Origin of the sequence: Staphylococcus sp. Marseille-Q1834 (assembly GCF_916858875.1) — a bacterium.
In the GTDB taxonomy this organism is placed as follows: Bacteria; Bacillota; Bacilli; order Staphylococcales; family Staphylococcaceae; genus Staphylococcus; species Staphylococcus pragensis.
This window is the reverse complement of sequence record NZ_CAKASN010000002.1, coordinates 472,269-485,490: the sequence shown is the minus strand read 5'-3', so window position 1 is coordinate 485,490 and position 13,222 is coordinate 472,269. Positions and strand designations below refer to the sequence as shown.

At 32.0% G+C, this 13,222-nt stretch carries 9 protein-coding genes; 8 read left to right on the top strand and 1 reads right to left on the bottom strand.

The features are described 5' to 3' along the window. Positions 1–1,761, top strand: a complete 1,761-nt coding sequence (pyk, locus tag LIX58_RS11505) for a pyruvate kinase (RefSeq protein ID WP_154837452.1) — start codon at positions 1–3, stop codon at positions 1,759–1,761. Between the two features lie 225 nt (positions 1,762–1,986). Here pyk and LIX58_RS11500 read toward each other — a convergent pair whose 3' ends face one another. Beyond that, entirely contained in the window at positions 1,987–3,348 is a 1,362-nt protein-coding gene (locus tag LIX58_RS11500) for an amino acid permease (protein ID WP_126567084.1), read from the bottom strand. 348 nt (positions 3,349–3,696) lie between these two features. On the opposite strand from LIX58_RS11500, the gene LIX58_RS11495 reads away from it, so the two are divergent. The 7 genes from LIX58_RS11495 to coaE all read left to right on the top strand — a co-directional run bounded on the left by LIX58_RS11495 (position 3,697) and on the right by coaE (position 13,084). Further along, positions 3,697–4,815 (top strand): citrate synthase, encoded by a 1,119-nt coding sequence (locus tag LIX58_RS11495; RefSeq protein ID WP_126567083.1) that lies wholly within the window; start codon positions 3,697–3,699, stop codon positions 4,813–4,815. A 50-nt stretch (positions 4,816–4,865) separates the two neighbouring features. Further along, on the top strand, positions 4,866–6,134 hold the full coding sequence (gene icd / locus LIX58_RS11490; protein ID WP_154837454.1) for an NADP-dependent isocitrate dehydrogenase: 1,269 nt from the start codon (positions 4,866–4,868) through the stop codon (positions 6,132–6,134). Positions 6,135–6,392: 258 nt separating this feature from the next. Further along, positions 6,393–7,103: a response regulator transcription factor gene (locus LIX58_RS11485; RefSeq protein WP_103299175.1), complete on the top strand. Its 711-nt coding sequence runs from the start codon at positions 6,393–6,395 to the stop codon at positions 7,101–7,103. After that, positions 7,103–8,800 (top strand): two-component system histidine kinase PnpS, encoded by a 1,698-nt coding sequence (gene pnpS / locus LIX58_RS11480; protein WP_226386337.1) that lies wholly within the window; start codon positions 7,103–7,105, stop codon positions 8,798–8,800. The genes LIX58_RS11485 and pnpS overlap by 1 nt, the downstream gene beginning before the upstream one ends. Before the next feature lie 138 nt (positions 8,801–8,938). Continuing rightward, the gene (gene polA / locus LIX58_RS11475; RefSeq protein ID WP_154837458.1) at positions 8,939–11,572 is read left to right on the top strand and encodes a DNA polymerase I; all 2,634 of its coding nucleotides are present in this window, start codon (positions 8,939–8,941) and stop codon (positions 11,570–11,572) included. A gap of 15 nt (positions 11,573–11,587) precedes the next feature. Further along, positions 11,588–12,460, top strand: a complete 873-nt coding sequence (gene mutM / locus LIX58_RS11470; RefSeq protein ID WP_226386336.1) for a bifunctional DNA-formamidopyrimidine glycosylase/DNA-(apurinic or apyrimidinic site) lyase — start codon at positions 11,588–11,590, stop codon at positions 12,458–12,460. An 18-nt stretch (positions 12,461–12,478) separates the two neighbouring features. After that, on the top strand, positions 12,479–13,084 hold the full coding sequence (gene coaE, locus LIX58_RS11465) for a dephospho-CoA kinase (protein WP_154837462.1): 606 nt from the start codon (positions 12,479–12,481) through the stop codon (positions 13,082–13,084). The last annotated feature ends 138 nt before the right edge of the window (positions 13,085–13,222 follow it).

Genomic DNA, 13,222 nt, shown 5'->3' with positions numbered 1-13,222 from the left:
ATGAGAAAGACTAAAATCGTATGTACTATTGGACCTGCATCAGAATCAGAGGAAATGTTAGAAAAATTAATGAAAGCTGGAATGAACGTTGCGCGTTTAAACTTCTCTCATGGTAGCCATGAAGAACATAAAGCGCGTATCGATACAATTCGTAAAGTAGCTGATAAATTAGGTAAAACTATTGGTATCTTACTTGATACTAAAGGACCTGAAATTCGTACTCACGACATGAAAGATGGCTTAATTACACTTGAAAAAGGTAAAGAAGTTATCGTAAGCATGAATCAAGTGGAAGGTACACCTGAGAAATTCTCTGTAACATACGGTGATTTAATTAACGATGTTGACTTAGGATCTTATATCTTACTTGATGACGGTTTAATTGAATTACAAGTTAAAGACATTGATAAAGCTAAAGGCGAAGTTAAGTGTGATATTTTAAATACTGGTGAATTGAAAAATAAAAAAGGTGTTAACTTACCAGGTGTTAAAGTTAATTTACCAGGTATCACTGATAAAGATGCTGCGGATATCTTATTCGGTATTAAAGAAGATGTAGACTACATTGCTGCAAGTTTCGTACGTCGTCCAAGTGACGTATTAGATATTCGTGAGATTCTTGAAAGAGAGAATAATCACAATATTACAATTTTCCCTAAAATTGAGAACCAAGAAGGTATAGATAACATCGAAGAAATTCTTGAAGTTTCTGATGGATTAATGGTTGCTCGTGGTGATATGGGTGTTGAAATTCCACCTGAATCAGTACCAATTGTTCAAAAAGATTTAATTAGAAAATGTAATAAACTTGGTAAACCAGTTATTACTGCTACTCAAATGCTTGATTCTATGCAACGTAACCCACGTGCTACAAGAGCAGAAGCAAGTGACGTAGCCAATGCGATTTACGATGGTACTGATGCAGTAATGTTATCTGGTGAAACTGCTGCAGGTTTATATCCTGAAGAAGCAGTTAAAACAATGAGAAATATTGCCGTATCTGCTGAAGCAGCTCAAGATTACAAAAAATTATTATCTGACCGTACTAAATTAGTTGAAACATCTCTTGTAAATGCAATTGGTGTATCAGTAGCACACACTGCTCTTAACTTAAATGTTAAAGCTATCGTAGCTGCTACAGAAAGTGGTTCTACAGCGGTAACTATTTCTAAATATCGTCCTCATTCAGATATTATCGCAGTTACACCTAGTGAACACACTGCTCGTCAATTAGCATTAGTTTGGGGTGCTTACCCTGTAATTAAAAAAGGTCGTAAAACTACAGATGATCTTTTAAATAATGCGGTTGCAACTGCTGTTGAAACTGGAAGAGTAAGTAACGGAGACTTAATTATTATTACTGCAGGTGTACCAACTGGTGAACAAGGTACAACTAATATGATGAAATTACACCTAGTAGGCGACGAAATTGCTAAAGGTCAAGGCGTAGGACGTGGATCAGTTGTAGGTAAAACTGTTGTTGCGAATAGCGCTAGTGACTTAGAAGGTAAGGATTTAAGTGAATCAATTATTGTTACTAACTCTGTAGATGAAACTCTAGTACCATACGTAGAACAAGCAGTTGGTTTAATCACTGAAGAAAATGGTATTACATCTCCAAGTGCTATTATTGGTCTTGAAAAAGGTATTCCAACAGTAATTGGTGTTGAAAATGCTACTAAAGAATTCAAAAATGATATTTTAGTAACTGTCGATGCTGCCCAAGGTAAAATCTTTGAAGGGTATGCTAACGTTTTATAATTAATTAAAGCCATATAAAATATTAAGCTTTACAATCAATATCATAGGCTAAACTATTACTATTAAATGGTTTAGCCTATTTTTTATGCTTAAAGGAATCACGTGTAAAAGGGTAAAGTATGTTTTAAGAAGGAACGATTAAGAATAAACAATACTAGATTAATTGTTACATAAAAAAACCTTAACCTACCGAATTCGATAAGTTAAGGTTTATGAGCAATATAATTATTTAGTTCTTTTAGCTACTTTTTTATATCTTAAATACATTAATCCTAAAATGATAAACCATAATGGTGTTAAGAAAATTGCATTTCTAGTAGTTTCATTCACGAATAATAAACAGAATACTAAAATGAAGAACACTAGAATTGCATACCCCATATATTTACCACCAGGAAGTTTATAATTAACTTTTTTATGTAGCTCAGGATTTTTTCTGTGATAATTGATATAAGCAATAATAATTAATGCCCATACAATGATGAATAATACAGTAGAAATAGTTGTTACATAAGTAAATACTAGAGTAGCATCAGGGAAGATGTAATTTAGCAATGCTGTAACCAACAATAACGCTGATGATACGATAATTGCAATATGTGGTACACCGTTTTTATTTGTCTTTCTAAAAGAAGGAGGTGCTTGTTCTTGTTCAGATAACCCAAATAACATACGGCTATTTGAGAAGATACCACTGTTACAAGATGATGCTGCTGCTGTTAATACTACGAAATTAATTAATCCTGCTGCAAACGGAATACCAATTAATGAGAATAATCGTACAAATGGACTTTCAGCAGGATCCACTTTATCCCAAGGGATAATTGACATGATTACTGCTAATGCACCCACATAGAACACTAAAATTCTTAATGGCACCGCATTAATTGCTTTTGGAATAGTTTTCTCTGGATCTTTAGCTTCTCCGGCTGTCACACCAATCATTTCGATACCTACGAATGAGAATAGTGCCATTTGGAATGACATAAAGAAACCTGAAGCGCCATCAGCAAAGATGCCATGTTTATATAAGTTAGTGAAACTTGCATGACCAAATTGTGTATTAAACGCGAATAGAATCATAATTAAACCTACAACTATCAAAGCGATGATTGTAACGATTTTGATAATCGCAAACCAGAATTCTAATTCACCAAATATTTTAGCACTTAATAAGTTGAATGCCATTAGAATTAATACACAGAATAATGCTGAAATCCAGTTTGGAATGTGTGGGAACCAGAAACTTACATACTTTGCAACAGCTGTAACTTCGGCCATTCCTGTAATAATCCAACATAACCAATAAGTCCAACCAGTTACAAAACCGGCGAAAGGTCCTATGTATTCATTAGTCACGTCTGCGAAAGAGTGGAAACGGGTATTTTGAATCATAATTTCTCCGAGACCTCTCATGAACATGAATAACATGAAGCCTATAATAATATAGGTGAATAAAATAGATGGACCTGTCATTGCTATCGTTTGTCCAGCTCCCAAGAATAACCCTGTACCAATTGCGCCGCCAATGGCAATTAATTGCACATGACGATTACTCAACCCTCTTTGTAATTTTTCTTCAGCCATAAGACAACTCCCTTACATTTAATTAATATTTATTATGCACTTATATAACCAATTCGACAATTATTTTTATAATTTTTTCTAAAATTTCCTTTAATATTTAGTTAACAAATTGTAATCATTCTTGATAAAAAAATTAAAATTTTCAATATTTTCTTACTAGTTACATTTTAAATTGAAGCATAAAGCCATTGATAACGGGGATTATAGGTTATAAAAGTATCATAATAGTAAGTTGGATACACATTAGTTTGATTGTGAAAAGGTATATATTCATTCACAAAATTTAGACAATTAGCTATAATGTTCTTGAAAGCCATTACATTAAGTTAAAGAAAAGGGGAATTGCTTATGGCAGAATTACAAAAAGGTTTAGAAGGGGTAATTGCAGCTGAAACTAAAATCAGTTCAATTATTGATAGTCAATTAACATATGCGGGCTATGATATTGACGACTTAGCAGAACATGCGCAATTCGAAGAGGTTATCTTCCTTTTATGGAATTATAGATTACCAACTCAAGATGAATTAGATACATTAAAAGAAAAATTAAATAAATATATGACATTAAATCCAAGAGTGTATAAACACTTCGAGGAATACGCAACTGATAATGTACATCCAATGACAGCATTACGTACATCAGTTTCTTATATTGCACACTTTGATCCAGATGCTGAAGATGAAACAGAAGAGAATCGTAAAGAAAGAGCGATTCGTATTCAAGCTAAAATTGCATCATTAGTTACTGCATTTGCACGTGTGCGTGAAGGTAAAGAACCTGTAAAACCTAACCCAGAGTTAAGTTATGCAGCTAACTTCTTATATATGCTAAGAGGGGAATTACCAACTGATACAGAAGTTGAAGCATTCAATAAAGCATTAGTTTTACATGCTGATCATGAACTAAATGCTTCAGCATTTACAGCACGTTGTGCCGTTTCTTCTTTATCTGATATGTATTCAGGTATTGTAGCTGCTGTTGGTTCTTTAAAAGGACCTTTACATGGTGGTGCAAATGAACAAGTTATGAATATGTTATCTGATGTTAAATCAGTTGATGAAGTAGATGCTTATCTAGATGAAAAATTCAAAAATAAAGACAAAATTATGGGCTTCGGACATCGTGTATACAAAGACGGAGACCCACGTGCTAAATATTTACGTGAAATGAGTCGCAAAATCACTTCTGAAACAGGAAGAAGTGAATTATATGATATTTCAATTGCAATCGAAAAACGTATGCGTGAAGAAAAAGGCATTATTCCAAACGTAGATTTCTTTAGTGCAACTGTATATCACAGTATGGATATTCCACATGATTTATTCACACCAATTTTCGCAGTGAGCCGTACTTCTGGTTGGACTGCTCATATTCTTGAACAATATCGTGATAACAGAATTATGAGACCACGTGCTAATTATATTGGTGAAAAAAATCGCAAATATGTACCAATCGAAGAAAGATAAATTAATTTATTAAAATAATTTAATTATAATTAATCTTGGAGGTTAAAGTTATGTCAGCAGAAAAAATTACTAGAGCTAATGAAGGATTAAATGTACCAAATGAACCAATCATTCCATTTATTATTGGTGATGGTATTGGACCAGATATCTGGAAAGCAGCAAGTCGTGTTATTGATGCTGCTGTTGAAAAAGCATATAACGGTGAAAAACGTATTGAGTGGAAAGAAGTTTTAGCAGGTCAAAAAGCTTATGATGAAACTGGCGAATGGTTACCACAAGAAACATTAGATACGATTAAAGAATATTTAATCGCAATTAAAGGGCCTTTAACTACACCAATCGGCGGTGGTATTCGCTCACTTAACGTTGCTTTACGTCAAGAATTAGACTTATTCACTTGCTTACGTCCTGTACGTTGGTTTAAAGGTGTACCTTCACCAGTTAAACGTCCTCAAGATGTTGATATGGTTATCTTCCGTGAAAATACTGAAGACATCTATGCTGGTATCGAATTTAAAGAAGGTACTGATGAAGTTAAGAAAGTCATCGATTTCTTACAAAATGAAATGGGTGCTACTAATATCCGCTTCCCAGAAACTTCAGGTATTGGTATTAAACCAGTTTCTAAAGAAGGTACTGAAAGATTAGTAAGAGCTGCAATTCAATATGCTATCGATAATGATCGTAAAGCTGTAACTTTAGTTCATAAAGGTAACATTATGAAATTTACTGAAGGTTCATTCAAACAGTGGGGTTATGATGTAGCACATAATGAATTTGCAGATAAAGTATTTACTTGGCAACAATATGATGAAATTGTTGAAAAAGATGGCAAAGATGCTGCTAATGAAGCTCAAAACAAAGCAGAACAAGAAGGCAAAATCATTATTAAAGATTCAATTGCGGATATCTTCTTACAACAAATTTTAACTCGTCCAGCTGAGCATGATGTAGTTGCTACTATGAACTTAAATGGTGACTATATTTCAGATGCTTTAGCAGCACAAGTTGGTGGTATTGGAATTGCACCAGGTGCTAATATTAACTACGAAACAGGACATGCGATTTTCGAAGCAACACATGGTACTGCTCCTAAATACGCAAACTTAAATAAAGTTAATCCTTCATCAGAATTATTAAGTTCTGTATTAATGCTTGAACATTTAGGATGGCAAGAAGCGGCTGATAAGATTACAGATGCTATTGAAGCAACAATCGCTTCAAAAATCGTTACTTATGACTTTGCTCGTCTAATGGATGGCGCTAAAGAAGTTTCTACTTCTGAATTTGCTGATGAACTTATTAAAAATTTAAAATAATCATTAAGTATTAATATCACTCACTTGAAGCTTAGATATAGGCTTCAAGTGAGTTTTTTTGATTAATTTTATAAAAAATTATAATTTAATGACTAAATTTGTTAATATTAAGTTAAGGTTAGTAAAATAATTTCTTAATAAATAGAAAATATTATATTAATTGTTAAGTTTATGTAAATTTAATATGTGGTATGTTATTTTTATTTAAACATCAGTTATAATGTACATGAATGTTATTTCTAATCAGGGAGGCACATTATGTCACAAAAAGTATTAGTGGTGGATGACGAGCAATCCATTGTAACTTTACTAAAATATAATCTAGAAACAGCTGGTTACATCGTTGAAGTTGCATACGATGGGGAAGAGGCACTTGAAAAAGTAAATGAAGTTCAACCTGAACTGATTGTTTTAGATGTAATGTTACCGAAAAAAGATGGAATTGAAGTTTGTAAGACAATTCGATCTGACAAAAACTTAGTTCCAATTTTAATGTTAACTGCTAAAGATGATGAATTTGATCGTGTATTAGGGTTAGAATTGGGCGCAGATGATTATATGACTAAACCTTTTTCACCTAGAGAAGTAGTAGCGAGAGTTAAAGCTATCCTTAGAAGATCGAAATTTGCTAGTGAAGTAGAAAAAGATGATGTGGATGAAGAAGATATAGTAATAGAAAATATCAGAATTAGACCGGAATTCTTTGAAGTCTACAAAGATGATGAATTATTAGAATTAACACCTAAAGAATTTGAATTACTTCTATATTTAATCGAAAGACAAGGGCGAGTGATCACAAGAGAACATATGCTTAATTCAGTATGGAATTACGAATTTGCTGGAGATTCAAGAATAGTTGATGTACATATTAGTCACTTAAGGGATAAATTAGAAGAAAATCCTAAGCAACCTAAATTAATTAAAACTGTACGTGGTTTAGGTTATAAATTAGAAAGACCTAAAGGGTAATGTTAAAGTTTCATCATAGATTACTTCTTCTATTAGGTACTATCACGATTATCAGTTTTATAGGTTTAGGAGCTATTATACATCATACGATTTATCAAATATTATCTACTACACAAAGTGCTGAATTAACCCATATTTCTGAAAATTTTATAAAATTAAATAACCAAAAGAACAATAAAGAAATTACCAATATTGCATCTGACCAACATTTAACGGTTTATATATATAAAAATGACAAGGTTATCTATAAATTGGGTAATCATCATAATTTAAATAAAAATATAGATAATGCTGCTAATCCTTCTGAAATTGTTTATCACAATGAAAATGGACAATTAAGATATACGTTTAAACATAGTATGAATGATAAAAAGATATACATAAGCGGCTTAAATAATGAAATTATTGAGTTACAAAAAAGTATGTGGAAATACTTGTCTATCATTGGCATCTTTGTATTATTGGCAGTTTACTTAGCAGTTAGAAGTATTAATAGAATCTATATCAGACCGATTAATGAAGTTACATATGCAACATCACTTATTGCGGATGGTTATTATCATGTTCGCGTACCAGAAAGTAACGTTAAAGAAACGCGAGCACTTTTTGTTACAACAAATGATTTAGCGAGACGACTTCAAAAGCTTAATAATAAGCAAAAAATGCAATCTAATCGTTTAAAAACAACCCTTGAGAATATTCCAAGTTCAGTCTTAATGATTGATAAGCGAGGAGAAATCGTGATAGCTAACCATGCATATTATGAAGTGTTTAGACCAGGTAAAAAAGTAGAAAGTAAAGACTATACCTCATATCTAGATGAAGAAATACAACGTTTAATACTTGAAGCGTTTAAAACCGAAAAACAAATCTACGATCAGATAGAATTATATATTAATGATGTACATCAAAAATACTTTGATGTTTCATGTATACCAATTCTAAGTAAATCTAAAACACGTCTACAAGGGCTAGTAGTCGTTATGCATGATATTACAAATTTAAAGAAACTTGAAAATCTAAGACGAGAATTTGTAGCAAATGTTTCTCATGAACTTAAAACACCAATTACGTCAATTAAAGGTTTTGCTGAGACTTTAATTGAAGGTGCTAAAAATGATGAACAATCACTTGAAATGTTTTTAAATATTATTTTAAAAGAATCAAATCGTATTGAATCACTAGTGATGGATTTACTAGATTTATCACATATTGAACAACAAACGGAACTTGAAACAACGTACGTTAATCTTTCAGAATTAGCTTGTAATACGATTGATAATCTTCAAAACCAGGCGAGATATAAAAACATTGCTATTATTTCAGAAATTGAAAAAGATGTGATTATTGAGGCCCATGAAAATAAACTAGCACAAGTGATTACTAATTTATTATCTAATGCGATTAATTATTCTTTTGAAGATAATAAAGTTATAGTGAGAGTTTATCGAGAAGATATTAAAGTTAACTTGGAAATTCAAGACTTTGGTATTGGTATTGATAAAGATGAACAAAAACACATCTTTGAAAGATTTTATCGCGTAGATAAGGCAAGAAGTCGTGATTCAGGAGGAACAGGATTAGGACTATCAATTACAAAACATATTGTAGAAGCACATCATGGTACGATTAATGTTGAAAGCCAACTTGGTAAAGGTTCATTGTTTAGAGTGTCATTTATAGATGAAAAACAATAAAATTTTAAATTACCTGTTTATTTGTATATCGCAAATAGACAGGTTTTTTATTGTTTAGATTTACAGTAAAGTCATTCATTCGTGATGATACAGGGAATATGCTAAAATATAATTAAATTCATTCTGGAGGTTTGCACTTTGAATAAATTAATCTTAATAGATGGTAATAGTTTAAGTTTTAGAGCTTTCTATGCCTTGCCACTGCTTTCTAATAAAGCAGGTATTCATACAAATGCAATCTATGGATTTGCTATGTTACTAGAAAAAATTATGAGAGAAGAACAACCGAGCCACTTTTTAGTAGCATTTGATGCAGGTAAAACGACATTCCGTCATTCCAAGTATAGTGAGTATAAAGGTGGCAGACAAAGTACACCACCTGAATTAAGTGAGCAGTTTCCATATATACGTCAATTATTAGATGCTTATCATATTAAACACTATGAATTAGAAAATTACGAGGCCGATGATATTATCGGTACACTAAGTAAAGAAGCGGATAAGCAAGGTTTTGAAACGATTATAGTAACCGGAGACCGAGATTTAACTCAATTAGCGACTGATAATGTCACTATTTATTATACGAAAAAAGGTGTTACTGACGTCGATCATTATACTCCAGAATTTATTGCCGAAAAATATGACGGATTAACGCCACATCAAATTATTGATATGAAAGGGTTAATGGGAGATACGTCAGATAATATTCCAGGTGTTGCTGGAGTGGGTGAAAAAACTGCGATTAAACTCTTAAAACAATTTGAAACTGTCGAAGGTGTTTATGACAATATTGAATCAGTTTCAGGAAAAAAACTTAAAGAGAAACTTGAAAACAGTCATGATGATGCATTAATGAGTAAAGACCTAGCGACAATAAATTGTGAAAGTCCTATTGAAGTAAATTTAGAAGATACACAACTTAAAAATCAAGAAGACAATAAAGATAAAATTGAGTTATTTAAAAAATTAGAGTTTAAGCAGTTACTTGCTGATATGGATAGCGACGTTCCTGAGACTGAAGATAATTCAGATAGAACATTTGAAATTGAACCTACTTTTGAACATATCGATCTAAAGCATTTAGATGAAGCAGTAATACATTTTGAAATAGATGGTTCAAACTATTTAAAAGATGAAATATTAAAATTTGGTTTCTATACAGGTGAACAACATATTGTTATCAATGCTGACAGTATTAATGATTATCCTGATTTAATCAAATGGCTTGAAGATGAGAATACGATCAAAAGTGTTTATGATGCTAAGAAAACGTATGTCGTAGCTCATAGATTAGATATAGATATTAAAAATATTCAATTTGATGTAATGCTAGCAAGTTACATTATAGATCCTTCAAGAACAATAGATGATGTCCGTTCTGTTGTAACGCATTATCATCAAAATTATGTAAAAGATGATATTTCTATATATGGTAAAGGTAAAAAACGTAGCATCCCTGACGATGAAATTTTAAACATTCATATCGCTTCTATAACTGAAGCTATTCATGAATCACAACCTTTAATGTTAAAAGAGTTAGAAGCGCATAATCAAATAGAATTATTACAGAACTTAGAACTTCCACTTGCGCGCATCTTAGGTGAAATGGAAGAGATAGGTATCTATACAGATGTCAATGATTTACAACAAATGCAACATGAAATTCAAGAAAAATTGGATACACTTATTAGTAATATTCATAATGCAGCTGGAGAAGAATTCAATATTAACTCGCCTAAACAACTAGGTGTTGTATTATTTGAAACGCTTAAACTTCCAGTCATTAAAAAGACGAAAACGGGTTATTCTACAGCAGTTGATGTGTTAGAACAACTCCAAGGGGAACACCCAATCATAGATTATATTTTAGATTATCGCCAATTATCTAAATTACAATCAACTTATGTTGAGGGATTACAAAAAGTAATTAGTGATGACAAACGTATTCATACACGTTTCAATCAAACATTAGCTCAAACTGGACGCTTGTCATCAGTAGACCCTAACTTACAGAATATACCTGTTAGACTTGAGGAAGGACGTAAAATTCGTCGTGCATTTAAACCAAACTCAGATGACAGTGTCATACTTTCAGCGGACTATTCTCAAATTGAGTTACGTGTATTAGCTCATATTACGCAAGATGAAAGTATGAAGGAAGCGTTTATTCATGGTCATGATATTCATACTGCTACTGCTATGAAAGTCTTTGGCGTTGAAGCGGATGGTGTAAATGATTTAATGCGTCGTCAAGCTAAAGCTGTTAACTTTGGTATTGTTTATGGAATAAGTGACTATGGTTTAAGTCAAAGTTTAGGAATAACTCGTAAAAAAGCCAAAGCATTTATTGATGATTATTTAGCTAGTTTTCCGGGTGTAAAACAATATATGTCAGATATTGTAAAAGATGCGAAAGCAAATGGTTACGTTGAAACACTATTACATCGTCGTAGATATATACCAGATATTACTAGTCGTAATTTTAATTTAAGAGGCTTTGCTGAAAGAACTGCGATGAACACACCAATACAAGGTAGCGCAGCTGACATTATTAAACTAGCAATGGTTGAATTTGATAAGCAAGTTAAAGAGACTTCTTATCATGCGAAATTATTACTTCAAGTTCACGATGAATTGATATTTGAAGTACCTAAAGATGAAATTGAAGATTTTAGTGCGTTTGTAGAAGACATAATGGAACATGCACTAGATTTAGATGTACCTTTAAAAGTAGATTCAAACTATGGCTCTACTTGGTATGATGCGAAATAGAGAAAGGAAATTGAAATGCCAGAATTACCAGAAGTTGAACATGTTAAAAGAGGTATAGAACCATATATTAAAAATGCTACTATTAAAAGTGTAACCTTTTCAAAAAAAGTAATTGAAGGGAAACGCCAAGGTAAAGAAACTATCATTAAAGGGATAAATCTAGATGGTTTCTGTTTAAATAGTGAAGGTTATACATTAAAAAAAATTCAACGTCGTAGTAAATATATCGTATTTAATATCGAGAAAAATAATAATGAACGTATTTTATTAAGCCATTTAGGTATGGCAGGTGGGGTTTTCATCGTTAATCAATTATCTGAAATAACGACACCTAATTATAGAAAACATTGGCATGTTATTTTTCACTTAGATAATGGCAAAAAGCTTGTCTATTCAGACATACGTCGATTTGGAGAAATTCGTAATTTAGCTTCCTTTGAAGATTATCCTTCATTTTTAGAAATAGCGCCGGAACCGTTTGATGATGAAGCGTTTGAACATTTTAAAGATTATTTAAATCAAAAAAAAGTACAGAATAAGCCAATTAAACAGATGTTATTAGATCATAAGATTGTCGCTGGCTGTGGCAATATTTATGCGTGTGAAGCGCTGTTTAGAGCGGGAATTCATCCTTCAAGAAAAGTTAAAGATACAACTGAACTTGAACGTAAAATGGTGTTCTATTATGTTCAAGAAGTTCTAAAAGAGGGTATTGATAATGGAGGTACTAGCATTTCAGATTATCGACATGCAGATGGTAAAACTGGAGAAATGCAACTTCATTTAAATGTGTATAAACAAAGTAAATGTAATGTATGTGGGCATGACATAGAACAAAAAGTAGTAGCAGCTAGAAATAGTCATTTCTGCCCGCAGTGTCAGAAATAGAAATGAGTGGTGATATTTATGCCTAAAGTGATTGGGTTAACAGGTGGTATAGCAACAGGTAAATCTACAGTTTCTGAACTTTTAACTGCATATGGCTTCAAAATTGTAGATGCGGATATAGCAGCGCGTAAAGCTGTTGCTAAAGGTTCAAAAGGTCTAGAACAAGTTAGAGCGCAATTTGGTGAGGAAGCAATTACTGAAGAAGGTGAAATGGATCGTAAATACATGGGAGAACTCGTGTTCAATCATCCTGAAAAACGCCTCGAATTAAATAAAATCGTGCATCCAATTGTAAGAGAAATTATGGAAGAAGAAAAACATGAATATTTACAACAAGGTCATAATGTAATTATGGATATTCCGCTTCTATATGAAAATGACTTACAAGATACAGTAGATGAAGTTTGGTTAGTATATACTTCAGAAAGTGTTCAAATTGATCGTTTAATGGAACGTAATAATTTGACTGCGGAAGATGCTAAAGCAAGAGTATATAGTCAAATTTCAATTGATAAAAAAAGCAGAATGGCAGATCATGTCATAGATAATCTTGGAGACAAACTTGAATTAAAACAAAATGTTGAAAATTTATTAACTGAACAAGGATTTTTAAATAAAGAATAATTTTAAGCCCCAAATCTTAGTGAAAAAGAAGTTATTAATCATAACACTTTTCGCTAAGATTTTTTTAATAACTAAAACTTATTAAAGTTATATAAAAATAAAATATTTAAATTAGTGGAAAACGCTTTCAAATTCAAA

Excerpts from the sequence above, each read along its gene's own strand:
- coaE (WP_154837462.1), top strand. The coding sequence starts at position 12,479 with ATGCCTAAAGTGATTGGGTTAACAGGTGGTATAGCAACAGGTAAATCT.
- pyk (WP_154837452.1), top strand. The coding sequence starts at position 1 with ATGAGAAAGACTAAAATCGTATGTACTATTGGACCTGCATCAGAATCA.
- LIX58_RS11495 (WP_126567083.1), top strand. The coding sequence starts at position 3,697 with ATGGCAGAATTACAAAAAGGTTTAGAAGGGGTAATTGCAGCTGAAACT.
- mutM (WP_226386336.1), top strand. The coding sequence starts at position 11,588 with ATGCCAGAATTACCAGAAGTTGAACATGTTAAAAGAGGTATAGAACCA.
- pnpS (WP_226386337.1), top strand. The coding sequence starts at position 7,103 with ATGTTAAAGTTTCATCATAGATTACTTCTTCTATTAGGTACTATCACG.
- LIX58_RS11500 (WP_126567084.1), bottom strand. The coding sequence starts at position 3,348 with ATGGCTGAAGAAAAATTACAAAGAGGGTTGAGTAATCGTCATGTGCAA.
- LIX58_RS11485 (WP_103299175.1), top strand. The coding sequence starts at position 6,393 with ATGTCACAAAAAGTATTAGTGGTGGATGACGAGCAATCCATTGTAACT.
- icd (WP_154837454.1), top strand. The coding sequence starts at position 4,866 with ATGTCAGCAGAAAAAATTACTAGAGCTAATGAAGGATTAAATGTACCA.